21 protein-coding genes are annotated in these 24,972 nt (G+C 59.6%); 4 read left to right on the top strand and 17 right to left on the bottom strand.

Annotated features, from left to right (window positions below; all coding sequences use genetic code 11):
- Positions 1 to 2: 2 nt before the first annotated feature.
- Genes CFE47_RS01645 through tssA form a run of 16 tightly spaced genes read right to left on the bottom strand, consistent with a single transcriptional unit; the run spans position 3 to position 19,820 of the window.
- Positions 3 to 845, bottom strand: coding sequence for a serine/threonine-protein kinase (locus tag CFE47_RS01645; protein WP_286835199.1), 843 nt, complete (start codon positions 843 to 845; stop codon positions 3 to 5).
- Complete coding sequence (locus CFE47_RS01640; protein ID WP_286835684.1) at positions 842 to 1,552, bottom strand: PP2C family protein-serine/threonine phosphatase; 711 nt, start codon at positions 1,550 to 1,552, stop codon at positions 842 to 844. Before CFE47_RS01640 ends, CFE47_RS01645 begins: the two co-directional genes overlap by 4 nt.
- Complete coding sequence (gene tssM / locus CFE47_RS01635; protein WP_286835198.1) at positions 1,546 to 4,911, bottom strand: type VI secretion system membrane subunit TssM; 3,366 nt, start codon at positions 4,909 to 4,911, stop codon at positions 1,546 to 1,548. Before tssM ends, CFE47_RS01640 begins: the two co-directional genes overlap by 7 nt.
- Before the next feature lie 15 nt (positions 4,912 to 4,926).
- Entirely contained in the window at positions 4,927 to 5,790 is an 864-nt protein-coding gene (icmH, locus tag CFE47_RS01630) for a type IVB secretion system protein IcmH/DotU (protein WP_286835197.1), read from the bottom strand.
- A gap of 5 nt (positions 5,791 to 5,795) precedes the next feature.
- Positions 5,796 to 7,124: a type VI secretion system baseplate subunit TssK gene (tssK, locus tag CFE47_RS01625; RefSeq protein ID WP_286835196.1), complete on the bottom strand. Its 1,329-nt coding sequence runs from the start codon at positions 7,122 to 7,124 to the stop codon at positions 5,796 to 5,798.
- Position 7,125: 1 nt separating this feature from the next.
- Positions 7,126 to 7,611, bottom strand: a complete 486-nt coding sequence (gene tssJ / locus CFE47_RS01620) for a type VI secretion system lipoprotein TssJ (RefSeq protein WP_286835195.1) — start codon at positions 7,609 to 7,611, stop codon at positions 7,126 to 7,128.
- Between the two features lie 5 nt (positions 7,612 to 7,616).
- Positions 7,617 to 8,789: a type VI secretion system-associated FHA domain protein TagH gene (tagH, locus tag CFE47_RS01615; protein ID WP_286835194.1), complete on the bottom strand. Its 1,173-nt coding sequence runs from the start codon at positions 8,787 to 8,789 to the stop codon at positions 7,617 to 7,619.
- Positions 8,790 to 8,805: 16 nt separating this feature from the next.
- Positions 8,806 to 8,937 (bottom strand): type VI secretion protein, encoded by a 132-nt coding sequence (locus tag CFE47_RS01610; RefSeq protein ID WP_286835193.1) that lies wholly within the window; start codon positions 8,935 to 8,937, stop codon positions 8,806 to 8,808.
- Positions 8,938 to 8,976: 39 nt separating this feature from the next.
- Complete coding sequence (locus CFE47_RS01605; protein WP_286835192.1) at positions 8,977 to 10,494, bottom strand: sigma-54 interaction domain-containing protein; 1,518 nt, start codon at positions 10,492 to 10,494, stop codon at positions 8,977 to 8,979.
- A complete protein-coding gene (tssH, locus tag CFE47_RS01600; protein ID WP_286835191.1) occupies positions 10,491 to 13,058 on the bottom strand; it encodes a type VI secretion system ATPase TssH in 2,568 nt (855 codons plus the stop codon). The genes CFE47_RS01605 and tssH overlap by 4 nt, the downstream gene beginning before the upstream one ends.
- 12 nt (positions 13,059 to 13,070) lie before the next feature.
- Entirely contained in the window at positions 13,071 to 14,078 is a 1,008-nt protein-coding gene (gene tssG / locus CFE47_RS01595; RefSeq protein WP_286835190.1) for a type VI secretion system baseplate subunit TssG, read from the bottom strand.
- A complete protein-coding gene (tssF, locus tag CFE47_RS01590; RefSeq protein ID WP_286835189.1) occupies positions 14,042 to 15,829 on the bottom strand; it encodes a type VI secretion system baseplate subunit TssF in 1,788 nt (595 codons plus the stop codon). Before tssF ends, tssG begins: the two co-directional genes overlap by 37 nt.
- Entirely contained in the window at positions 15,819 to 16,238 is a 420-nt protein-coding gene (gene tssE / locus CFE47_RS01585; protein ID WP_502695420.1) for a type VI secretion system baseplate subunit TssE, read from the bottom strand. Before tssE ends, tssF begins: the two co-directional genes overlap by 11 nt.
- Positions 16,235 to 17,710 (bottom strand): type VI secretion system contractile sheath large subunit, encoded by a 1,476-nt coding sequence (tssC, locus tag CFE47_RS01580; RefSeq protein ID WP_286835188.1) that lies wholly within the window; start codon positions 17,708 to 17,710, stop codon positions 16,235 to 16,237. The genes tssE and tssC overlap by 4 nt, the downstream gene beginning before the upstream one ends.
- Before the next feature lie 27 nt (positions 17,711 to 17,737).
- A complete protein-coding gene (gene tssB / locus CFE47_RS01575; protein ID WP_286835187.1) occupies positions 17,738 to 18,235 on the bottom strand; it encodes a type VI secretion system contractile sheath small subunit in 498 nt (165 codons plus the stop codon).
- A 31-nt stretch (positions 18,236 to 18,266) separates the two neighbouring features.
- Positions 18,267 to 19,820 (bottom strand): type VI secretion system protein TssA, encoded by a 1,554-nt coding sequence (tssA, locus tag CFE47_RS01570; protein WP_286835186.1) that lies wholly within the window; start codon positions 19,818 to 19,820, stop codon positions 18,267 to 18,269.
- 480 nt (positions 19,821 to 20,300) lie between these two features.
- Here tssA and CFE47_RS01565 point away from each other — a divergent pair, with 480 nt between their 5' ends.
- Complete coding sequence (locus CFE47_RS01565) at positions 20,301 to 20,816, top strand: Hcp family type VI secretion system effector (protein WP_185705488.1); 516 nt, start codon at positions 20,301 to 20,303, stop codon at positions 20,814 to 20,816.
- Positions 20,817 to 20,867: 51 nt separating this feature from the next.
- On the opposite strand, the gene CFE47_RS01560 is transcribed toward CFE47_RS01565, so the two are convergent.
- Complete coding sequence (locus CFE47_RS01560) at positions 20,868 to 21,689, bottom strand: aldo/keto reductase (RefSeq protein ID WP_286835185.1); 822 nt, start codon at positions 21,687 to 21,689, stop codon at positions 20,868 to 20,870.
- A 106-nt stretch (positions 21,690 to 21,795) separates the two neighbouring features.
- On the opposite strand from CFE47_RS01560, the gene CFE47_RS01555 reads away from it, so the two are divergent.
- The 3 genes from CFE47_RS01555 (at position 21,796) to CFE47_RS01545 (ending at position 24,931) form a co-directional block, all read left to right on the top strand.
- The gene (locus tag CFE47_RS01555; protein ID WP_286835184.1) at positions 21,796 to 22,290 is read left to right on the top strand and encodes a DUF1543 domain-containing protein; all 495 of its coding nucleotides are present in this window, start codon (positions 21,796 to 21,798) and stop codon (positions 22,288 to 22,290) included.
- A 97-nt stretch (positions 22,291 to 22,387) separates the two neighbouring features.
- Complete coding sequence (locus tag CFE47_RS01550; RefSeq protein WP_286835183.1) at positions 22,388 to 23,488, top strand: polyamine ABC transporter substrate-binding protein; 1,101 nt, start codon at positions 22,388 to 22,390, stop codon at positions 23,486 to 23,488.
- Between the two features lie 24 nt (positions 23,489 to 23,512).
- Positions 23,513 to 24,931, top strand: coding sequence for an aminotransferase (locus tag CFE47_RS01545; protein ID WP_286835182.1), 1,419 nt, complete (start codon positions 23,513 to 23,515; stop codon positions 24,929 to 24,931).
- The last annotated feature ends 41 nt before the right edge of the window (positions 24,932 to 24,972 follow it).

The following is a 24,972-nucleotide window of genomic DNA, read 5'->3' as shown; positions in this document are numbered from 1 at the left end:
CACTAGAAAAACCAACGACGGCGCCTGCGTACCAGCGCTTCATGCAGTTCACTGACGCAAACGGTTCGGCGTTCAGGGTCTGTGGCGAGCGCCAAACGTAACGCCGGCCAACAATCGCTGGGTAACTGCCGAGGCCTGGGCAACGGCTGATTGCGTTGCTCCTCACCCAGCCGCTGACCTTGGGCGAGCGCATACAGCACACTGGCGGCGCCATACAAATCGGTACTCGCCGACAGACAACCACCCGCCATCAGTTCCGGGGCGGCATACGCGGGCGTCCAGGCGTGCAGGCGGTTGCGACTCAACCCTGGCAACCCAGCTGCTTTTTGCGCCTCGGAGTGGCCCAAGCCAAAATCGAACAGGCGCAGCCCCTGCTCGCCCAACATGATGTTGGCCGGTTTTACATCCCCATGCAGCACGCCTTGCTGGTGGCTGTAGTCAAGTGCATCCAACAGTTGCAAGGCCAGGGGTTGCAGCTCCGGCCAAGGCAGACCATTCGGACACTCCTTGAGCAGATGGTCCAGCGTCATGCCGTGCATCAGTTCCATCGTGAAGAATGCGAGCTGGTGCGCAGTGTCGACTTCGAAAGAAAACAAGCGCACCACATGCGCGTGGCGCAGGCTACGGGTCAACGCAAACTCGCTGTACAGCAACAGGTGGGCATCGGGAGACTCCGCGAACGTCTCCCCCAACAGTTTGACTGCCACGCTGGAGTCAGGCTCACCCAGCACCTCATGCAACAGGTCGCGGGCACGATAGACCACCCCCATCCCGCCCGTGCCCAGGACCCGCTCAAGCTGATAGCGCCCCGCCAGCAATTTTGGCGCAGAGGCCGCCGTGCTCATGGCCGCACCACAACGGCGGTGAGATCGTCCGCCGCCGGCCCGCGTAACACGTTGCTGAACAAGCGAGCCACCACTTGTTGCGGTGTGCCCACATTCATCGCGCGCCCCAGCTCGCCATGGCTGAGGTTCTGATACAAGCCATCGCTGCACAGTAAAAACACATCGCCGGGGTGGATACGGAGCTCCAATACCTCAAGGCTCAATGGCTGTCGGGCACCGATTGCACGTGTCAGGGCGCGAGCGCCTGGCTGGGCCAAGGCCTGCTCACGGCTCAACTGCTGTTTATCCATGAGCTGCTGCAGCAAGGAATGGTCCCGTGACAATTGGTACAGGCGCTGCCCACGCCACAGGTAGCAGCGACTGTCTCCCGCCCAGATACAGGCGGCGCGGTTGCCTTCCAGCAACAACGCAACCACGGTGCTGCCCATGATGTCTGGCCGGCCACCCTGACCCAGACGGCAATCGACTGAGCGCAAGCATTGCCGCACATCCTCGATGCGCTGGTCCAGGCTGCCGTGACCCGGCAACGAAGCCAGGCTGCTGACCACCCACTGGCTGGCCACATCCCCTGCTCGGTGGCCGCCCATGCCATCAGCGACCGCCCAACAACTGCGCTGGGGGCAATCCAGGAACGCGTCCTCGTTGCGCGAGCGCAGCTTGCCTTTAGCGGTTCGGCCAGCACTGCGCCACACGGGCTGGCTCACAATTGATCCGGCAGGCGGAAGGTACGCCAGGCGGCCATCTGGAATGGGCTGGGGTTACGTTGACTCGCCAACAGGTAGTTGGCACGCAGTCCCGCAAGATCGGCTTTGATTATCTGAGCCTCACTGCCACTGGCTGGCTCGCTATGCATCAGCTCCAACAGCCGGAACCAAGACCAGGCCCCGCTGTTTTTTTCGATGCCCATGGGCCTTGCGGCGCCGCGCTCCAACACCAGGCTGCTACGGCCATTGCCCGCCTCGATGGGCCAGTGGAAGGTCATGGGTACGATGGGCCCGTGACGGTATTCGAGCTGCTGGTCACCAATCCGCAGGACCGCTCGGTTGACCGCCTGGTCCAGGCTGTAGGGCGCCAACGTGAAACGCACAGCCCACTCGCCCTGGTCCTCACTGAAAAAACCCTGGCGAATCATCTGGGCCTTGCCTAACTGGTCGAGCAGCGAGCGCGACAACGGCAGGCTGCGACCGTCCAGGCCGCGCAACCGATAACGGCCACCCTCGACGCTGACGAAAGGCCGTAGGTAGCCCTCATAAAAACGCCCCATCACGCCCCGTCCTTTGAAGAACTCCTGGAAATCGTCCAGAGCAACGTCACTGCTGGCGTGGGCATTGAACGGATACCGTCGTTGGATGGCCTTGACGTAAAAACCATGGACCTCGCTTTGGTAACGTTGATTCACATACCCGTAGGCCTCGTTGAGCAATAGCCTCCAACTGTCGTCAGCAATGCCCTCAAACCATCCCCTGAGTGGCAACGGCAGGCGGACAGCGGCGTCACGCACATGGCCCAGCAGCGGCTGCTGCCCTTCCATGCGCAACTTGACCATCTTGAATGCTGCCTGCTCCGGCGCGCTCTCCCGGTTCAGCGCAGCCAATTGCAGATGCAACTCATCGAGCAACCGCAACGCCTGGGTCAGCTCAGCGCCCGGGTTCTGCTGTTCGTCGAGTAGTTGGTGCAGAGGCTCGAAACGACGCTGCAACGCACGCCGCGCAGAATCTTGCGACACCTGCCCAGGCAACTGACCGAGCAGTGGGCTCAATGCGGTCTCACCTAACTGCTGGTTAAGCGCCTCAAGCCGGTCATTAGTGGACAACAAGCGGGTATTTTCACGAACGTGCCGCAACAGCTGTACCAGCGACGACTGTGCGGACGTGAGGTTCGCAAGCCTGTCGACACCCTGGCTGAGACTGTCACTTTCCGACAGTTGGAGTTGGCCGATTGCCTCGCTCCAGGCGTCGGCGTACTCACTGAAATAGCGCTGCTCCAGCTCCAGCATCAATCGGCGCAAGTCCATGTCGCTAAGATCGGCGCCGGCCCCAAGCACCCAGTTGTCCTGGACGATGGCATTGACCAGCCGAGCCCCCTGCGTCTCAAAGTACTGCACGTACTTTTTGGTGTAGAAACCCGGGATGAGCGACTCTGTGGCTGAGAACGCCCGCCCCTCGGACAAGCGCAAGGGCTCAAGGCCCCGAGCCTGTTCCCGCTGCGTGCGGTAGACCACGTCTGCCAGTGACTCACCACGCAATTGCAGTCGAGCCTGGGCGACCAACTCATCGTTCAACGGCACCACGAACGGTTGTGCCAGCAGATGACCCAAGTGTTCATTCAGCCGTTTCTGCACCGATGTCTCACCGGGATAACGCACTGACCAATGACCTGCCACGTGCTCCGCCAGCCACGCGGCGTCACGGCGTTCGCGCAGGTTGAGCATCAAGTACGCGCGCAGGTTTTCCAACAACCGATCACGGTCGTCAAGGCTCGTGAGCACCTGCTCTTCAAGCAGAGTTGCCACGTGGGACAACAGTTGTCGGCGCAACGCCTCATCATAGGCAGCCGCCAACAACGGGCGGCTCATTTCCCCTTGATACAAACCAGCACGGTCCACCCATCGCGCGTCTGCCAGCGAGGGGAACACCCGTGTCGCCTCAAGGCGTCTGTCCAACAGCGCCAGCAATGCCTGGCTATCGTTTGAAGCTGTCGGCGCCGCCCCATCGGACGCTGTCAGCTGCGCCAATTGCGCCAAGCGTTGATGGTTGGCCCAATAACTATGCGACCACAGTACGCCGACCCCACCCACCACCAGCACGACAGCCAATGCCAACAGCCCCTGGCGCCGCTGGATGCGTCGCTGCTCCGGGGCCTGCAGCCCCGCAAGGCCGGCTTCGGCGAAAATCACCCGGCGGAACAACCCCTGGGCGAAATGCGCGCGCCGATCACCGGCCTCGGTGCCCGTCAGGTAGAACCCGCGCAACCCGTTGATCCGCTGATAGCGATGGGCAGAGAAGGCAGTCTCGACAAACAGGCACACCTGTTCGCCGATATGGGCGACCTGCCGAGGAAACTCAAGCATCTGGCCACGACGCTCAACACTCCGCTCCTGATGCAGGCGCTGAACCAGCTCAGCTCCCAATCTTTGCAGCAGCGTTTGGAACGCTTCGCGCATCTGGGCGACTTCGATCCCGGCCCTGCCGGTGACCAGGCTCTCACCCAACACGGCGTCGGCGCTGTCACCCTGCGGCCCATCGAAGAACTCGGCAAACCCGGTCAATCGATCAGCCTGGGTCAGCACCAGGTAAACCGGGACGTCCACCTGCAGCGTCTGCTGAATGTCCTGCAAACGGTTATGAACGTGACGCGCATGCAGTTCCAGATCATGCTCATTGCTGCTCAGCAGCGTGTCGACCGACAGCGTCACCACCACGCCGTTGAGCGGGCGCGTGCGGCGCCGCGTCTTGAGCAGGCCCAGCAATGTGCACCAGCCTGTACCATCCACCGCGCTGTCGGGCTGAAACAAGTAGCGACCGGCCGTCTCGACCACGACCGCCTCGTCAGCAAAATACCAGTCACAGTAGGACGTCGCACCAGGCGCCAGTGCATCGCTGCGATCCAGCGGAAACTGCAATCCGCTGGCCGCCAGCAGGCGAGTCTTGCCGCTGCCTTGCTCACCGAGCACCAGGTACCAGGGCAACTCGTTGCGCCAACGCTCGCCGTGTTCGCCATAACGGGGCGAGCGTTTCAAGGCTTGCAAGGCTTCCTTGAAACGCCCCCGCACCTGCCTGTGCTCATCCTCCACCAACCCCTTTTGCTGCTGCCGCGCCTGGTTCTCCGGCTGATTGAGCCGCGCGACACGGCGACCGCTCACGATCACCATCGCCAGCCCCCACAGCAGGAACATAACGCTGATGGTCAGCAAGCGTGCCGTCGAGCCTTGCCAAAAACGATGCTCATCCACCGCCAGCAAAGGCCCAAAAAACCACACCAACATCGCTGCGGACAACACCAGCAACAGGCTCCAGAGCCAAACTTTACGCAGCAGCCTGCCCGCGCTCTTGAAGAATGCGTTCATTCATTGCTCCCAGCATTACAAGGACGGCAGACTCTGATCCGGCGTCAAGGATTGAAAAGGTTGCAGCGCAGCCATGCGCTCGTTGCCCAACACCCAGGTAAACCCTGAGTACATTGCCAGCAAAGCGGCCAGCCCAAGCACACAGACCCAAGTGGTGCAGACCATGCGTAACCGTGGGTGACTTCCCGCTACGGCGGCCGGCGGCGTAGTTATCGAACGGTGATCGCCGCGAACGTGCCTGATCTGCCGGTACAGGGCATCACGTACGGTTTCGAGCTGCACCCCTCCCCGCTCCATGACCCGGTACTTGCCTTCGAACCCCATGGACAAACACAGGTACATCAGTTCGAGCATGGCTACGTGCTTGATGGGGTCACGGGATAAACGCTCCAGCAGTTGGAAGAACTTTTCGCCGCCAAACGTCTCGTTATGAAAACGACTCAACAGGCTGGCCTTCGACCAGTCGCTGCGACTGCCCCATGGGGTGGTGGTCACAGCTTCGTCGATGCTGCTGCAGAGCACGTAGCGTGCCGACATCACCTGGTCATGTTCTGCGCCCTGATGCAAAGCGTGGACTTCAAACGCAGTGATCGCCGCGGACAACCGATCATTGAGGGCCTGCACACTCTCACGACCCGCGCTGGCCTTGAGCTGGGCCAGTTGCAACAGCAGTTCCCAAGCGGCGTCCACTAATGGATTGGGTCCCATGTTGAAGTTCATCGCACCCTGCAAGCGTGCGGTGTAGATCATCCGATCTTCCAGCTGCTCAAAGCGTGGCGGCGATGGTGTATCCGTTACCGCACCCTGGGCCGGGCTGCGCCCCTCGTGGTCGAGCAGCACGGTTTTTTCATCCACTGGATATTCACTGTCGATCGTCATGGCGTTCAGTTCCTGATGGCCCAAAAGTGCAGCTCCAACTCGGCGAATTCGCCGCTGGCGTGGAAAGCGAAACCACCCGATTGCTCAAGTTGGGTGATGTCGCGGGCACTGAGTTCGAGGAGAAAATAGGTTTTGCCGGCGTGGAATGGAATCTGTCGCGGCGCCACTGGCAACGGCTTGACCTTGATGCCGGCCAGTTGCAAATTGACCAATTCGCGAATGCGCTCCACAGGCCCAATCTTTAAGTGCGCCGGCAGGCGGTGGCGCAGCTCCTCGGAGTCGCACTGGGCAGTGGCCGACAGGATGAACGTTGCACTCCCCAGCAGCTTGAGATCACTCATCGGGCAGACCAGCACCCCGTACTGGCGCGGCTGCAACGCCAACTCGATGGCGTGCTGTTCCAGCACCAGCGACAGCACCCCACGAAGGCCTTCCATCAACGCGCGAAAGCTCGCGCCCTGGTCGCCATGTCTGTAGCGCACCTCCAGTTGCGGGCGTTTGTTATCGGCACCAAACGTCGATAACTCGCCGAGGATCGACAGCATCTCTCGAAACACAGCTTCCGGCCGAACCTGTGACTGGCTTAGATAGTGACGCAGGATCAACTCTGCACGGTTGATCATTTGCAACATCAGAAAATCGCCGACCTGCGCGCCTGCCGACGCGCCACTGCCCTGGATACGCGTAGCGATTGCATCACCTCGAGTAGCCAGCAGGCTGATCACCTCTTTGATGCACGAGGACACATACCCGGAACCCTGCAGGTAAATGAACGAGGGCACGAAGTCTGTATCCAACCGGACGCCGCCTTCGCTGGTCGAATCCAGTACCTGGGCGACCGGCAGCTTGACGTAGAGTGCGTCACGGGTGGGGTCCTCCAGCAGCAAGCGGAAATCGGGATGCGCGCAGTTGATCTGGCAACGAGAATCGGCCCCCGCATTGCAATCGCCTACCTCAGTTTCACGAGAGATGTAACGGGCCAGGACATCACTTTGTGATGGTGTGCGGACTTCAATCTGGTTACCCGCAGCCAATGGCAACGCCAAGTACACCGTTTGCCTGCCGGCGTTGGCGGGTACCTGCAGCACCAAGGGCTCCATCGCGCCGTCCAGTTCGAACAGGCTGCCATCTGGTAAAACTCCGCTGGCCTGGTTGACCACTACCTTGCCCAGGTTGAGGTACTGCACGTCGATTTCCAGCGTCAGGAAGCCCCAGGTATCACTGCCCAGCAGGCGGGTACGGTTGAGTTGTTGGTGGTAATAACGGTCATTGTGTTGCAGGTGCTGGGGCCGCAGCAGCATGCCTTCGCGCCAGATGACTTTATCGGCGCCCATTTCAATCCTCCATCGCATTGGCACGAGCGCTGGCAGCCCGGATACCGGTGTGATCAAGCACTAATTCGGCACGTGTCAAACGCTTATGGACCACAGGCAATACATACCGCCATTGCACTTGCGGCAGGTCTCGATACGCCGCCAGCACCCCGACATAACGACTGTGCGGTTCGACGCTGAGCTTGAGCTCGCGCTGCTCACCGGGTCGCAACTCCAGCTCTTCGCCGGCCACCCAATCCTTGGGCAGTGCCTGCTCGCCTCGACCATAAAGGCTGAAGAAATCTGCATTCTCAAAGGCCACGGGGTGCCGCAGTTCGAGCAGCTGTACCACCACTGGGGAGGGTCGGCCATGCAAATCGGGGTTGACTTCGTCGCTGGCGGTCAACGTCAGATCCAATTTTGTCAAGGCTGAAAACGGCGACACACTGCTGCAACCGGCCAACATCCCCAGCACAATCAGCATTGATATAACGGTGAATCGATACATGAACATTATCCTGGGTAAGCCGCGTGCAAGGTTGAGACCAGGCGTACCTGCTCCCTATAGGCATCGGAAAAGTCGTGGCGAAATAACTGCTCAGCCAAGCAATCCTGGTTGACCAGGCGCTGGTAATGACGCTGATAGGCCCGCCAATGGGCGCCGTCGGTGGAAAACCTGGAACGTTTGCCCTCCCGCTCAAAACACAGCAGCAGATGACCCGGCGCGAACGCCCCCAAGGCACTGCGTACTGTGGCGCGGCAAGCCGCGACCAATGCCAGTTGGTGGGCCTGCATTTCCCGGTAGGCATGAGCGACCTCTTGCTCGGCGGATAACGGGCGCAACTCTCCCCCCACCAACAGCGCCGCCAATGCGGACTGGCTATCGGTGCAATCCCTTAGCAAGTGATGACTGCTTTGCGCAGAGGTGGTCGCACTCATCTTCAAGTCACCGGTCAACTCGTCGCGGGTACGCAAGCTCTGTTGCAAGCCGTCGATGGTTTGCCTGAGCAGGCTCGCGACCTTGATCGCCAGGGCTTCGCGCCCCGGGTAATCAAGTGAGTCAAGGGGCATGCCAAGTGCTGTACCGAACTGAAACCAGAACGCATCCTGAGCCACCGGTGCCACGGTGGCGGGTTGGGCGCCGTATAACGGTTCGACAGGCTCGGCCCATTTGGGCACCACCAGGTGATCTCGATCGACAACCCCATGGTCCCTCGGGAACGCGGGCTCAGCGGGCGCTGTGTTCAACGCATCCAGCTCTACCGATGACTCCGTGCGCCGCTGTTCGCGATCCAACGCACGCACCGGGTCCACCCCCAGGAAGAGATCATCAGGGATCAGCTCTCCAAGAACGAACGCTTGCCGTACATGCCCCACCAGCCGCGCACGGATACTCACCGAGCCTAATTGGTAGATGTCACCCTCGCAGATCAGGCGAACCTGCCCCCTGTGCAAGCGCTCAGGCCCGTCGCCGATGCCAATACCGTTACTGCTGATATCAGTTAAAAAATACTGGCCGTCACGATAACTGACCAACCCGTGATGACTGGACATCAAGCGGCGGGGGTCGGCGATGATCCAGTCACAGGCTGCCCCTCGCCCAATAACCCCACCGACACCGTCAAACGTCTTCTCGGCCGGTGGTTCACCGCTAGCGGTATCACACACCTCAAACACTAATTGCATGGCAAGGCTTCCTTGTTCAATGGCCGCGGCCACTGGCCTGGGAGTCCCCCAAGGGACGGTAGTCAGCATCGTCAAAGACATAGTTGGCGTTGCAGCCACCCAGCAAGAACAGGGCAAGCACTAAGGCTGGCCAACGATGAAAAGGCATCAGGTATCTCCCGAAAAAAGGTGCCCATAAACAAATCATTCAGCATTCCTCCCGAACGTCGCCGAGGGGGATCTTCAAGCGCGACAGGCGGTAGAGCAGCGTGCGACGTGCAACCCCAAGTTCGCGCGCAGTACGGGTTCGATTTCCACGGTTCTTGCGCAGGCAGTCGATCAGGAATACCCGCTCAACCCGCTCCATCCGCTGGCGCAACGTTGCATCCATACCCATCGTGGTAGGTGACGTCGACAACGCCAGGTGCGCAGGCAGGATCACGTCGTCGTCACAGAGCAACACGGCACGCTCCACCAGGCATTTGAGTTCGCGGACATTGCCGGGAAACCCATGGCTCGACAGCTGGTCAAGGGCGGCGTTCGACCACTCCACGGGGCTCCGGCCAAGACCAATGCAGGCGGTGTGTGCAAAGGCCCGCGCCAGCAACAGCACATCGCCTTCGCGCTCACGCAGGGCAGGTAACTGGATGGGAAACTGCGCCAGTCGGTAATACAGGTCTTCGCGAAAACTGCCTTGGGCGACCATTGCACCGAGGTCACGGTGGGTCGCGGCGATGATGCGTACGTCAACCTTATGGGCGGTACTGGCCCCTAGCGGGCGTACCTCACCCTCCTGCAAAACCCGCAGCAACTTGGCCTGTAGCGCCAGCGGCATGTCACCGATCTCATCCAGCAGTAGCGTTCCGCCGTGCGCCGTATCAAATAACCCAGCGTGGTGACGGTCGGCCCCAGTGAAGGCACCTTTGCGATAACCGAACAGCTCACTCTCCAGCAGGTTTTCGGGAAAGGCCGCGCAGTTCTGCACGACGAACGCTTTATCACTGCGCGCCCCTGCCGAGTGAATGGCTCGCGCCACCACCTCCTTGCCGGTACCGGTCTCACCGCGCAGTAGCACGGTGTAAGACGTGTTCAATACTTTGCCGATCAAGCGGCAGGTCTCATCCATGGCTGTGCTGTTTCCGATCAGGCCAAACGCCGCGCGGGGCGTGAGTACCGAGGGGTCCTGCACTGGGCGTACGCGCCGTGAGAACGCAAGCTGGTTCATGGCGAAACTGCCCAGTTTCCCCAGTGAGCAGGCGTAATCCTGTAACGGTCTGGAGTGCTGGCTGGCGCACAACAACAGGCCTGCAATTCGCGTGTGTCGGCTGAATAACGGCACACATGACAATGAGCGCCACGGCGTTGCAGACGCCGGCAGGAACCCACTCTCGTAGAGGCTGCCCGACACATCGTCCAGGTTCAGTGCCCGTTGCTGACTGAGGACGTAGTGCAACAACTGCTCATGCTGATAATCGGCGCGCGAAGCCTGGTCGCAAGGCGATGCGCCCGTGGGGAAATGTTGGGCAAGCAACTCAAGCCGCCCCGTGACCTCGTCGCGCCAATACAATTGACTGAGCTCGCACTGGCTCAGCTCGGCGGCAGCCGTTGCACACAACCCTGGCAATGTCGCTTCATCACCGTCGTTGCCCAAGCGCGTAAACCAGCCCAGCAACGCATCGGCGTAGGCCAGGGGGTCAGGCAAGTGGGTAAAGGAGTGCGCCATCATGAGTGGCACTCGCAGACTGGCTGTTCGTTGGCATCCAGACTGGCATGCACGTATGCCAGGGGTTCGCCTACGGCCATTGCCCCCAGCACACGGTCGACTATCTGCGGCAGTAAGCACGTCTCGATCCATTGATCGATCTGCCGCGCGCCGCTGTCGCCGAATGCACAACGTGTGGCGATCTGCGTCACCAGTTCGGGTGTATAGCTGAACGCCAATCTGCGCAGTTGCAACCGTTGGCCAAGGCGGTCGAGCTTTAGCCTGACCAACTCATGCAACACCTCACCCGTGATCGGGTAGTACGGCACAACACGCATCCGCGCCAACAACGCGGGTTTGAAGTGCGCGCTCAACAGCGGGCGAATCGCTTCTTGCAGCACTGACGTATCCGGGCGCGCCCCCCCAGCACACAGATCGTCGATGCACTCACTGCCCAGGTTGGACGTCATCAGGATCAGCGTATTGCGAAAATCGATTTCCCGGCCTTCACCATCATTGGCCAGCCCCTTGTCGAAGATCTGGTAGAACAGGCTCAGCACTTCCGGGTCGGCTTTCTCGACCTCATCGAGCAACACCACCGAATACGGACGTTGGCGTACGGCTTCCGTGAGTACGCCACCCTCGCCATATCCGACATACCCGGGCGGTGCACCGATCAACCGGGACAGCGAGTGTTTTTCCTGAAACTCCGACATGTTAAGCGTGGTGACAAAACGCTCGCCGCCATACAGGAGGTCGCCGAGTGCCAACGCTGTTTCGGTCTTGCCCACTCCGCTTGGGCCCACCAGGAGAAAAACCCCCACCGGGGCATCCACCTCGTTGAGTCCTGCAGCAACCGCCCGCTGGTTACCGTCTAGGGCTTGCACTGCAGGCTCCTGACCCAGGATCCGTGCGCGCAATGCATCGGCAAAACCCAGGACGGATTGGTTGTGCTCAAGCGCCAGTTGCTCGACAGGGATGCCGGTCCAGGCGCTGACGACCTGTGCCACCAGGCGCGGGCATACATCAAGATTGACCAACGCCTGCCTGTTTTGGTGCGCGAGCAATGCTTTGCGCTGCGCAGCGAGGGTGCATTCCAGCTGATCAACGCCCTGCCCCGCCTGTCGCGCCTCGTGCAATTGCTGGCGTAACTCAAGTACCTGTTCCGCCAAAACGCGTTGCTCCATCCAGGCTTGCTCCATCTGTTGGCGCTCGCGCTCGCCCCCCTCCAGCCGAAGACTCAGTGCGAGCAAGGCCTGCTCATCCACGCAAAGCCCTGCGTCCCTGTCACGTTCCAACGCCTGCCGCTGCCGCATACCCTCGGCGTGTTCGGCGAACAGCTTTTGCACTGACTCGGGCGCCGTCACCCTGCTGGTTCGGGCACGTGCGCAAGCGGTATCCAGCACATCCACGGCCTTGTCGGGTAGCTGACGACCCGCCAGGTAACGGGCGCTCATCTGCGCTGCGGCGACCACGGCGTCATCACGTACATACACGCCGTGGCTGGCTTCATACGCCGCAACCAGGCCGCGCAAAATGGCCACCGCTTGCTCGACACTGGGCTCGCCGACACGCACGGGCTGGAAACGGCGGGCAAGGGCTGGGTCTTTCTCGAAGTACTTCTTGTATTCCGACCAGGTGGTGGCGGCAATGGTACGCAGCTCACCACGGGCCAGTGCCGGCTTGAGCAGGTTGGCGGCGTCGGATGTACCCGCCTGTGCTCCGGCCCCCACCAGGGTATGTGCCTCATCAATAAACAGGATCACAGGTTTTACCGAAGCACGGACTTCGTCCATCAGACCCTTGAGGCGTCGTTCGAACTCCCCCTTGATACTGGCGCCGGCTTGAAGCAAGCCCATATCCAGGGTCAACACCCGCACATCCTTGAGGGGTTCCGGCACTTGCGAACTGACAACCCGCAGGGCAAGACCTTCGACAATCGCGGTTTTACCCACCCCGGCTTCACCCACAAGGATCGGGTTGTTCTTGCGCCGGCGCACCAAAATGTCGATCAACTGGCGGATTTCGCCATCGCGGCACAACACCGGATCGATGAGCCCTTCCCGGGCCTGGCGCGTCAGGTCATGGGTAAAGCGCTCCAACAACGACTCGCCATTGGGAGCCAATGCGTTTTCAGGCACCTGGCTCAACACGCAGTCAAGCACCCGTTGGGTGTCCAACCGGCTCAATAAACGCTGGTAGCCACTGCCTGCGTGCTGCAACGGGTGGCGAAGCAGTGCGAGCAACAATGCCCCATGACCCACCTCGGTTTGCCGCAACTCAAGGTGCGCAACCATCAACGCCTGCTGCAACCACAACACAAGAGCCGGGGCGAACACCGGGCTGTGCGACGCGCTTGTTTCACCCTTGGGCTGCAGCGTGTCTTGTAGTTCACCGGGCTCGATACCTGCATCCGCCAACGCCCGTAACAGAAGCCCGTCGTGATGCTCCAGCAACGCCAGCAGCAGGTCTTCGACAAGGACTTCTCTACCGCCACGACTGATGCAACGTTCGGCCGAGCGTTCGAGGTCACTACGGGTCGCGGCGGTCAAGGTCTGGATAAGTTGTTGCAAGTCCACATTCATCATAATCATTCGTCCCTAATGAGCGTTGCTGGCGACAATGGCCACACCATCAGCGCATTCGTGTGCCAACCAACTGGTCCAGCCCAGGCGGCACGGGTTGTGCTCTCCAATGTGCAGCGGCCGAATCTCTCCTGCGGCCAACACCAGGCGCAGGTCATATTCCAAGGGGTCGCGGGCGGTGAGCCGGACCAGTGAGCACAGCGGCTCATGGTCCAGCCCCGTCGGCAAAAAATCGTGGAATCGTTGCCACTTCAGCCCCTGCAGGTGCACCCGAAACTTGCCGCTTCGGTCGGCAACCTCGCGACCCAGCACCTGGTCATGACCGAGCCGGCTGTTGGCGCCCCCCAGTCTGTTGCGCTGCGCGTGCGCGATGACCACCGTGCGTTCAACCCACTGCTCGATGAACAAGCAACTGTGCTTGAAGTAGTGACGCAGTACCGTCTCGATCAAGGCTGCCGAGTGCACCCGCAAGCTCAGCAACCCCAGGTAGGGCAATAGCCGCTTGCAGTCCAATTGCGCAGCACTGCGCATGTGCCGCCCGCCCAAACCGATCAACGCAAACATCTGCTGGGAAAACCCGTCGCTGGCCCCGTGCTGAAAACACATCCGATAGCGGTATTTGCGCCAGATCGGCAACATCAACCGATGCAGGCGGTGGTGAAACAGGTCTAGAAAATTTCGGGTCGCGGTGCCACCCGCACCGTCAGCCAGTGCTTGCTCACCATAAAACGCCGGCAAGGGCGAGCCCGCCCCGCACAGGCCGAGTACGTTGAGGCGAAGACGTGCACGTAATTGATCACGCTCAACAAAAAACTCCACTCGGTCGATATCGTGACCGGGAAACCCCAAACCTGGGTTTGCCTGGAACTCCAACTGGTCATACAACGCATCATCATCCAGCGAGGGATGGGCATCACGTAGACAACTGATCACCTGTAAAACCGCTTGGAACAGCGAGTATTCACGGATGACACGTGACAATTCGTTCAAAGCAGGGGCTGCTGACCCGTCCGGGGTGGCCATAGGTACACGTCTCCTTGTGTGCTGATGACTCGTAATTCGTGATAGGCATTGAGGCTGGCGTACAGCGCGAAGAACTCGTTGAGCACCGACGCAAACACAAACATTTCGCCCCGCCCGAGAAAGCCTTGGCAATCGACGGTCAGGTCGACCCGCACGCCTCGAAACGGCAAGCCGCGGTGCAATCGGTCAACACCCGTGTGGTTGATGGACAGCAAAGCCTCCAAGCGGCATTGACTGACCTTTTGCGCCTGCCGGTCTTGATAACGAGGCAAGTCGTAGGTTTCGAGGATCACTTTCAAGGCGTTGATGTCGCTCAATGACAGGTAGTTGAGCGACATGTTGCTGATGAGCCGCCAGAGAAAATCCTGGTCAAGGGGCGGTGAAAAACTTGGCGTCGGCGCGCTGATGTTGCGAAACGACAACCCTTCCGGCGTCTGTTCGCAAGGCAGGTTGATAGCTCCGGCTTGCAGTTGCCGAGGCAGGTTGTGGTTGGTGCACGTCAGCTCGATCGATAACGTTTCCTGGTCACGCCCAAGGGTGTTGCCGAACCCCAACCAGGTTTCGAGTTCATCTGGCTGCGCCGATAACCGCTGGCGAATGCTGTAGCTGGGCACACCTGCCTGCTTTTCGGTGTCGCTGTCATGTTCAAAGGACTCGAACGGCACATAAGCCCGATACCCCAACCCGCCAGGGCGCCAGCCTGTGACGTTGTCCACGGAAAACACACTGGCATGACCGCGAGCATATTCCCCAGGTAGCACCCGATACTCATCCTGCTTACCGTCCAGGCGAATCGGCACCGCGTCCAGCGTGAAGAGATTGACGATCGGGGTGCAGTAAAGCTTCACATTGTCGACAGTAGGTCGTTGGGCCTCTTGCCATTGGGTGCGCAACTCAAATCGCAAGGTCACGCCGCGCACCTGCTCAAGCACTTGGGCGGGAAGTTGGCGCAGGGCATCCAGGCCACCAACATCGACAAACAGGTACTTTTCGGGAAACGCGAAGTACTCCTGCAGGTGGCGATAGCCTGGGAAGGTATTCAGCGGATAAGGAATCAGTGCCTCGTCCTCACGGAACCCCACCGGCTGTACCCGATCCGCTCCCAATCGCAGCGATACAGGCTGGCCGTCGATCCCACAGACCGGCAAGCCATCAAGGCCCAATGGCAATAACTCGATACCTTGGAGATGACGCAACAGGTCCAGGTACAACCCCTGGCTGATATAACGGTCACCCGCTAAATGCAGACGTAACGAGTCAAACGGCCATTCACTGAAATTGCCGTCTGCATTCATGTCCAGGCGTAGGCTCAATAACGTGCGGTCGCCTTGGACGCTGTATTCCAGGGCGCTTAATTGCAACGGCAGGACCTGCGTGGTGTAACAAGTACGAAAGCGACAACACTCGTCATTGACCGCTGCACTTTCGACCGGCGTGTCCCGGGCCACGCACACTCCAGGTCCGACATGCTTCAACGGGTCAAACTGCAAGATGCTGAACGCCGGCATCGGCCGCATGTAGTTGGGCCATAACAGCTGCATCAACGAATGAGTCAGTTCAGGCAACTCGTCATCGAGCTTCTGGCGCAGGCGACCGGTGAGGAAGGCAAAACCTTCCAGCAACCGTTCCACATCAGGGTCCTGGCCGGGCTCTGCGAGAAAGGGAGCAAGCGCAGGATTGCGCTGCGAAAAGCGCCGACCAAGCAGCCGCAACGCGCTGAGCTCGCTCTGGTAATACCGGTTAAATGACATCAGGCTGCACCTCGACGCGACCGGCATCACACAGCCTCGCGGTAAACGCCACGGGCTGCATGACGCCCGCGATCATCAGCGTGGCCTCGATGGCAAACGCCAGGGCCAGCGGATCATGATCACGAGGCAATGCCCGCACACGCACATGCTTCAAACGTGGCTCGTAGGCCCGCACAAAACGCTCGATCAGCATCCGCGATTGGCTCAATGACTCGTGCAAGCTCTGGTTCATATCATTGAGATCGGGCATGCCATAGTCCGGCAAGGTCTGGACGCTACCCGCGCGGATGCTGAGCATTTTTCCCAGGTGGGTGGCAACAGATGCCGCGCCACTGGTAGGGGTGACTGTTGGGCGTTCCAGGCGCTCAAACAGACTTGAATGATGGGGTATCCCCTGACCTTTACTCATTCTTTGTCGAGTTTGCCTACGAGGGACAGGGTGAAATCCGCCCCCATGTACTTGAAGTGCGGACGCACACTCAGGTTGACGCGGTACCAGCCCGGCTCGCCATCGACGTCACTGACAACAATCCGGGCTGCGCGTAGCGGGCGTCGTCCGCGAACTTCGGCACTGGGGTTTTCCTGGTCGGCAACGTACTGGCGAATCCACTTGTTGAGTTCCAACTCCAGGTCGGTACGCTCCTTCCAGGAACCCAACTGTTCGCGCTGTAGCACCTTGAGGTAATGAGCGAGTCGATTGACCACCATCATGTAAGGCAATTGGGTGCCGAGGCGGTAATTCAACTCAGCTTCCTTGCCCTCGGCACTGATACCGAAATGCTTGGGCTTCTGTACCGAACTGGCCGAGAAAAACGCCGCGTTGTCACTGCCCTTGCGCATCGTCAGGGCGATAAAGCCCTCTTGCGCCAACTCATACTCGCGACGGTCGGAAACCAAGACCTCGGTGGGAATCTTGGTTTCGATTTCGCCCATGCTATGGAAGTGATGCAACGGCAAATCTTCCACGACGCCACCGCTTTGCGGGCCGATGATGTTTGGGCACCAGCGAAACTTCGCGAAGCTGTCGGTCAAGCGCGTGGCGAAGGCGTAGGCGGTGTTGCCCCACAGGTAGTGCTCGTGGCTGTTGACCACGTTTTCCTGGTAGGCAAAGGTCTTGACCGGACACTCAAGCGGATCGTAGGGCGTGCGCAACAGGAAGCGCGGCACGGTCAACGCGACATACCGCGCGTCCTCGCTCTGGCGAAAGCTTTGCCACTTGGCAAATTGGGGGCCTTCGAAATGGTCCTTGAGGTCCTTGAGATCCGGCAGGCCAGAGAAGCTTTCAAGCCCGAAAAAACTCGGCCCAGCAGCGGCAATGAAGGGTGCATGCGCCATGCAGGCAACGCTGGAGACGTATTGCATCAGCTTCACATCAGGTGCGCTGGGAGACAGGAAATAGTTGGCGATGATTGCACCAACGGGCTGCCCACCAAACTGACCGTACTCGGCGCTGTAGATGTGCTTGTAAAGGCCAGACTGCATCACCTCCGACGAGTCTTCGAAGTCGTCCAGCAGGTCTTGCCGGGAGACATTCAACAGTTCGATCTTGATGTTCTCGCGAAAGTTGGTGCGGTCGACCAGCAACTGCAGCCCTTTCCACGAAGCCTCGAGGGCCTGGAAATCCGGGTGGTGCAAAATCTCATCCATCTGTTGGCTGAGCTTCGTGTCGATCTCGGCAATCATGCGGTCCACCAGCCGCTTCTTGACGGCCTCCCCGCGGTTCTGCGGCTTGACCAGCTCTTCGATGAACGCCGAGACGCCGCGCTTGGCAATGCCATAGGCCTCGTCGTCCGCGCTCAATAACGTGTGGGCGACAATCGTGTCGAGGATGCTGCTCTCGCCGGTAGGTTGTTCCGTCGCAACGGCTTGTTGGGTGCTCATGGCTCAGTGTCCTTTTACTGAAAAATGTCAGGCGACGTGGCCGCTTAGGCCCAGTTCCGCCAATACGCGGGCACGGGATTCATCGTCGGCCAGGGCGTGTTCGATGGCCTTGCGAAAGCTCGGCGTGTTGCCCAAAGGGCCTTTGAGTGCCATCAGCGCCTCACGCAAGGCCATCAGCTTGTGCAGTTCGGGAATCTGCTCGACCAGGTTTGCCGGGTTGAAATCCTTCATCGAATTGATGCGTACCTGAATCGCCAACGCCTCCACGTCTCCATGCTCTTGAAGGCGATTAGGCACATTCAAACTGAGGCTCAGCGCCTGCTTGGCCAGCACCTCATCAAGGGTGTGCTGGTTGATAGCAATGGGTTTTCGGTCTTCCAGCTTGCGCGTCTCCTCACGCTGGGTGAAATCACCCAGCACCAGCAGTTTCAACGGCAGCTCGACTTCCTCTTGCGCTCCGCCTATAGCCGGTTTGAAGGTGATATTGATGCGTTCCTTGGGTGCTACCGACCCTTCTTTGGCCATGGTGTTTCTCCTTTTTTAGTGGCTGGAAAATCTATTCAAGTACCGCTTCAAGGTCGAAGAGGCACAGCCTGCGATGGGTGTCTTCCTTGCACTCGCGCACCGAATGGTTTTGTGGCAAGAGGTCGCAGCAGCTGTGTAGAAGCTGCGTCACGTGCAGCGCCAACTCCGGTTCCCATCGCTCCAGGCCCGTGCGCTGCAATTCGTTATCAAGGTATTCAAGCTGGATCTTCGCCAGCTCCGGTTTTCCCGCGTGCATACAAAGACGGGCCTGGGCCAACCGCCAGTGAAAACGTGCGCGGTCACCTTGGGCGGCCTGCATACCGAACTTGAGTTCCTGCACCGCCGCCTTGAGCCCGCCCTTGCGCAGCCCTGCTGCAACGTCAGCTAAAGCGACTTCCCATGGCGCGGCGTTGGCATCCACCGCCTTGGTGCAAGGCTCGGGTGTTTGCAGACGGCGGGTGACGTGCAATGCAATCCAGTCGCGGGTGGTGTCGTCGGCAAACGGAGTACCGTCGTGAAAACGAAAGTCCGGGAGATGCGGCAAGCGCTGCAGCAGCAAGGCGAAGGTCACTTCCAATTCGAGCATGGCGGGCGCGGCTTGCAGCGCTTCCAGGCACTGCCAGACCATGCGCAACCCGTCGAACCAGAACATCGCTCCCGCAAGGCTGGCCTCGAGCTCAAGCATGAGGTCAGCGTGATGGCCTTGGGCGAAACGCTCCTGGTAGCGCTTGAGCTTATCGGGCGCGAGACCGCGCAACACGGTGGTGCGCTCACCGTCGGCCTCCGGGTAGCTGACCAGTGCCAGCCACGTCAATGTCCGGTTCAGGCGCAAGGCCCGCAGGTCGGCGGCGTTCTGGTGCAACCACCACACGCACAAAGACCGCGCCTGCTCCTGCAGGGTGCGCAGTAATTTATGCGCGTCTTTTTCATTCTCGATCAGCGCTTCAGGCTTCAACCGCTGGTGGGTCACTTGCTTGACCTGGGCAATCACGCCACTCAAGCCCGCGATGACAGGCTCGCCCTGAGCCGCATGTTCCAATCGTTGCGCCAGTTGCCGACGAACAGGCAACAATAGCGGCGCGTCGCCCGCCAAGTGCTCGGTCCAGAGTTCATCGAGGCGCGCCAGGTGCTCAAGAATCGATTGAAACAGGGGTTGCTGGTTCTGAAGCGGCAGGTTTTGTGCGAACACCGGCTCCAGGCGTGAAACCAGCCAGCCAAACGCAGCGCCACGCGTACGCAGCTTCTCGGGGTAGACCGTCGACCAGTGATGCTCGCAGAGATGAAGCAACACACCGAGCCCCCCCAGTAACCCAGGGAAGGATTCGCGCTGCTGCAAGGCCCAGGCTAACCAGACGGCTACACGCAGATCCTTGGAGTGCTGGCGCAACAGACTTTCGCTGTTTTCAAGAACGGAATGCCAATCGGGCTGGGCGCTGTCGTGAATCGATTGCGCTTTTCCCACCTCGGTTTCCAGGGCTTCAAACTCACTCGAAAAGCGCATATCACCGCCAGCAAAACTTGTTTGCGAACAAGGCAACTGTGCAAGTTCAAGGTAATAAGCGCAAAGTTTGTCTGAATAAACCATTCTGGACCGCACACGATTGCTCAAGGTCGGACAGGCTAACTAAAAGCACACTTAAATCGTGCATCAGAACGCCATCTAAACTTCACTGGACTCGCCGTGAAGCCCACGAACCTTAGCCATGCAAAACACATTCAGCAAGCATCGAGCCGACACTTAAGAATTCTCCTACAACCCCATAAATTCGAGGAGTAGCGCAATATCTTGCGCATTAAAAACATATTTAACGACTTGTTTAAACCCTCAGACAAGATACTTGCAGCTCATTCTTAACGAGCAACTAAATGCGCACTAATGCGCAGCAATATCCACACAAAACCATCTATTTCTCACGCAAAACCTTATAAACCCACTCGCGCAAGACTTCATCTCTTTGATTTTATTGGGCTGCCGTTTTCAGGCACGCTTTTTGTTATAGGCATTGGCCCAGCCGATAGACTTTTCGTCTGGAACTACCTTTTCATTCAGGCAAGGAAACCAGTCATGCCAACACCCGCCTATCTCTCTATCACCGGTATCAAACAGGGTTTGATTACGGCAGGCACGTTTACTCAGGATTCGGTAGGCAACATTTACCAGGAGGGCCATGAGGATCAGATCCTGGTCCAGGCGTTCGCGCACCAAGTCATCATTCCGCGCGATCCGCAGTCCGGCCAGCCCACGGGCCAGAGGGTTCACAAACCGCTGATGGTCAGCAAGGTGTTCGATAAGTCTTCACCGCTGCTGTTCAGCGCGTTGACCAGCGGCGAAGAAGTCAGCTGCCGGCTGGAGTGGTTCCGGACTTCATCAGCCGGCACCCAGGAACACTACTTCACCATTGAACTAGAGGGGGCGACCATCGTGGATATCCAATCCCGCATGCCCAACTGCCAAGACCCGAACAACGCCCACTTCACGCATTTGGAAGATGTGCACTTCAGTTATCGCAAGATCGTATGGACCCACGAAGTATCCGGTACTTCCGGGGCAGATGACTGGCGCAGCCCAGTTGCGGGTTAAGTTGGACTAGTGCAGGAGCGGCGCCATGGACGGCGCCGCTTTACCGGTTGGCTACACCATCGATAATGGATGTTTGCGCTGGGGCGCACCGAAAACCCGGTCGATCGCGTCCAGGTCATGTTCATCCAACACCAATTTGGCAGCTGCCGCATTGAGCCTCACGTGCTCCGGTGTGACCGCCTTGGGGATGGCGATCACGCCTTCCTGGCGAAGCACCCAGGCCAGCGCAACCTGCGCGGGCGTGGCTTCATGGCGACGGGCAATTTGCTTTAACGTGGTACTGGTGAGTAATTCACCGCCCTGGGCAATCGGGCAGTAAGCCATCAATGGCAAATGATGCTGTTGCCACCAGGGCAGCAGATCAAATTCGATGCCGCGCTCTTCGATGTTGTAGAGCACCTGGTTGGTCGCGCAGGCCGGGGATGCGAGTTCCTGCAGGTCGGCCACGTCGAAATTGGACACGCCCCAACGGCCGATCTTGCCGGCTTCACGCAAGCGTTCGAACGCTTCGACAGTTTCTTCAAGCGGGTATTGACCGCGCCAATGCAGCAAGTACAGGTCAATGTAGTCCGTACCCAGGCGTTGCAGGCTCGCTTCACAGGCACGGGGCACGCCCTTGCGGCTGGCATTGTGCGGGTAGACCTTGCTCACCAGGAATACCTGGTCACGACGCCCTCGAATGGCTTCGCCGACCACGCTTTCAGCGCCGCCCTCGCCGTACATTTCGGCGGTATCGATCAACGTCATGCCCTCGTCGATCCCCAATTGCAGGGCCGAAACTTCGGCGCGGTGATGATCGGGATTTTCGCCCATGCGCCAGGTCCCCTGGCCGATGACGGGGACGGGAACACCCGCCAGATCAATGGTACGCATGACAACCTCCTGATGGGTTCAAGACTTAAGAGTGTGGCATTAACTGGACAGCAGGGTTCAATCGAAGGATGGTTACTTCCTGTCAATTCGCCAGGAAGTTTCTGCAATGCTGTTTGTGGTCATGCTCGGGGGCAAGCACCCTCGGGCGAAAATCGAAGTACATGATGTGGTATTCGCCGCAGCGGACACGCTGCAAGCCACCTACCCGCAACTACGCAATAGCTGGTTTGGCAGCCCTAAAGGTGTGCATATCGACGGGTGGATGGCAGTAGACGGTGTCGATGGCTGGAAGGTCGAATTCAGCAACCTGGCCCCCGAGGCGCACGCGCACCACCTTTACTTCATCAACCTTGGCGGTTATGAGGCCAACAGCTTTGGTGAGGCACACCATTACTTGCTGGTGGTCGCCCGCAACAAACAAGAGGCCAAGAACAAAGGCAAGCAACAGATGCTGCGCCAATGGTCCCAGGCCCACACCGACGCTGTGATGGACGTTGACGACTGCCTGCCCATCGATCTGGTGGATGGACGTTACATTCACTTGGTGCAAGGCCCGCACCATCCGATCATCCAGCGCAACGACTACATCGTGCTGCCTTGAACCCTACCCGAACGGGGTATGGCGCCCACCCGCCACCTGCCTGACAGTGCAATCAGTCCCTGCGCCTGATAACAAGCACAACTAACGGTGGGTCCCCATGCATAAAACCTTGATCGCCCTGTTCAGCGTTGTACTGCTAGCCTCATCCCCGCAGAGCCAGGCCGCCGATGACCCAGGCAATACCTTGCGCATCTACAACTGGGCGGACTACATCGGCGACACCACCCTGGCCGACTTCGAGAAGGCCACGGGTATCAAGGTGATCTACGACACCTACGATTCGTACGAGACCGTGCAAGGCAAGTTGCTGTCCGGTCGCTCCGGCTATGACCTGGCGTTGCTCAACGCCTCACTGGTGCCGCTGCTGATCAAGGGCAAGGTGTTCCAACCCCTCGACAAAAGCTTGTTGCCCGACTGGAACAACCTTGACCCGCTGGTGCTCAAGAGCCTGGAGGCCCATGACCCCGGCGTCACCTATTCGGCGCCTTACACCTGGGGCAGCAACGGCGTGACCTACAACGTCGACATGATCAAGGCGCGCATGCCGGACGCCCCCATCGGCTCCCTGGCGATGATCTTCGATCCCAAGATCGTGTCGCGGTTTGCCGATTGCGGCATTACCTTCATGGACTCCCCCACCGACATGATCCCGTTGGCCCTGACCTACCTCGGCCTGGACCCCAACAGTGCCGCGCCCAAAGACCTCAAGGCCGCCCAGGAAGTGTTGATGGCGGTGCGCCCGTACATTCGAAAATTTGATTCCAGCGGGTTCATCAATGGCCTGGCCAATGGCGACCTCTGCATGGCCACCACCTGGTCCGGCGACTACGCCACCTCCCAAGCGCGAGCAACGGAGGCCGGGGCCAAGGTCAAGCTGGACTACTTCATTCCCAAGGAAGGCTCGCTGATCTGGTTCGATAACTTCTACATTCCCGCCGATGCGCCCCATGTGGCCAATGCCCACAAGTTCATCGAATTCCTGCTGCAACCGAGCACCATGGCCGGGGTCAGCAACACCATTCACTACGCCAACAGCAACCTCGCGTCCAAACCCTTGCTCAGCGCCGATGTCCGCGATAACCCGGCGATCTACCCCGACCCGGCGACCATGCAGCGGCTGTTCACGCAGAAAAGCCAACCCCAAGCCGCCGTGCGCCTGATCACCCGTACCTGGAATGCCGTCAAGACCGGCAAGTAAACCCAGCCATTGAAGGTAAATGCCATGACTCTGCCAAATCCTGCTTTCTTCGCCCAGTTCGACCACGCCAAGCTGGACGCCGCCGACAAAGCCCACTACATGCACGGTTTCCACATGTTCGACGAACACCGTGAACAAGGTTCGCTGAATATCGCAGCGGGTAACGGCGCCTACATCTACGACACCCATGGCAATCGCTACCTGGATGCGGTCGGTGGCATGTGGTGTACGAATATCGGCCTTGGCCGCGAGGAAATGGCCGAGGCCATCGCCAACCAAGTGCGTCAGTTGGCGTACTCCAACCCCTTCTGCGACATGGCCAACGTCACAGCCATCGAATTGTGCGCCAAGCTCGCCAGCCTGGCCCCCGGCGACCTGGACCATGTGTTCCTCACCACCGGCGGCTCGACTGCGGTGGATACCGCGTACAGGCTGGTGCAGTTCTATCAAAACAGCCGTGGCAAACCGACCAAGAAGCACATCATCTCGCGCTTCAGTGCGTACCACGGCAGTACGTTCCTGACCATGTCCATCGGCAATAAGGCCGCCGACCGTGCGCCAGAATTCGACTTCATGAGCGACCTGTTCCACCACATTTCCTGCCCCAACTATTACCGGGCGCCAGAGGGCATGAGCGAGGCAGATTTCCTCGACTTCCTAGTCAACGAGTTCGAAGACAAGATCCTGACCCTGGGCGCCGATAACGTGGCCGCGTTCTTTGCCGAACCCATCATGGGCTCGGGCGGCGTGATCATTCCGCCCAAGGGTTACCACCGTCGTATGTGGGAAATCTGCCAGCGCCATGACCTGCTCTATGTCGCGGATGAGGTGGTCACCTCGTTCGGGCGCTTGGGTGCATTCTTTGCCTCCGAGGACGTGTTCGGCATGCAGCCCGACATCATCACCACCGCCAAGGGCCTGACTTCCGGCTACCTGCCCTTGGGTGCGTGCATTTTCTCGGAGCGTATCTGGCAAGTGATTGGCGAGCCGGGCAAAGGCCGTTGCTTTACCCATGGGTTTACCTACAGCGGCCATCCGGTCAGTTGCGTGGCAGCCCTGAAAAACATCGAGATCATCGAGCGTGAGAACCTGCTGGCCCATGTGGAAGATGTCGGCGTGTACCTGGAGCAACGCCTGCACACCCTGGCCGACCTGCCGTTGGTGGGTGACATCCGCTGCCAACGCCTGATGGCCTGCATCGAATTCGTCGCGGATAAACGCAGCAAGGCGCTGTTGCCGGACGCGGTGAACATCGGCGAAAAAATCCACCTGCGTGCCCAGGCCAAGGGGTTGCTGGTGCGGCCCATCGGCCACCTGAACGTGATGTCGCCGCCACTGATCATCACCCATGCCCAAGTGGATGAAGTGGTGGAAACCCTACGCCAGTGCATCCTCGAAACGGCTGCGGAACTGCGCCAAAGCGGCGAGTATCAGGGCCGATGAGCCACAGCGCCGAGCCCGTCTCGGCGTTTTTGCCTGGGCAC

Source organism: Pseudomonas sp. PGPPP1 (assembly GCF_002255865.1).
GTDB classification, from domain to species: Bacteria; Pseudomonadota; Gammaproteobacteria; order Pseudomonadales; family Pseudomonadaceae; genus Aquipseudomonas; species Aquipseudomonas cremoris.
This window is presented reverse-complemented; position numbering and strand designations above follow the sequence as displayed.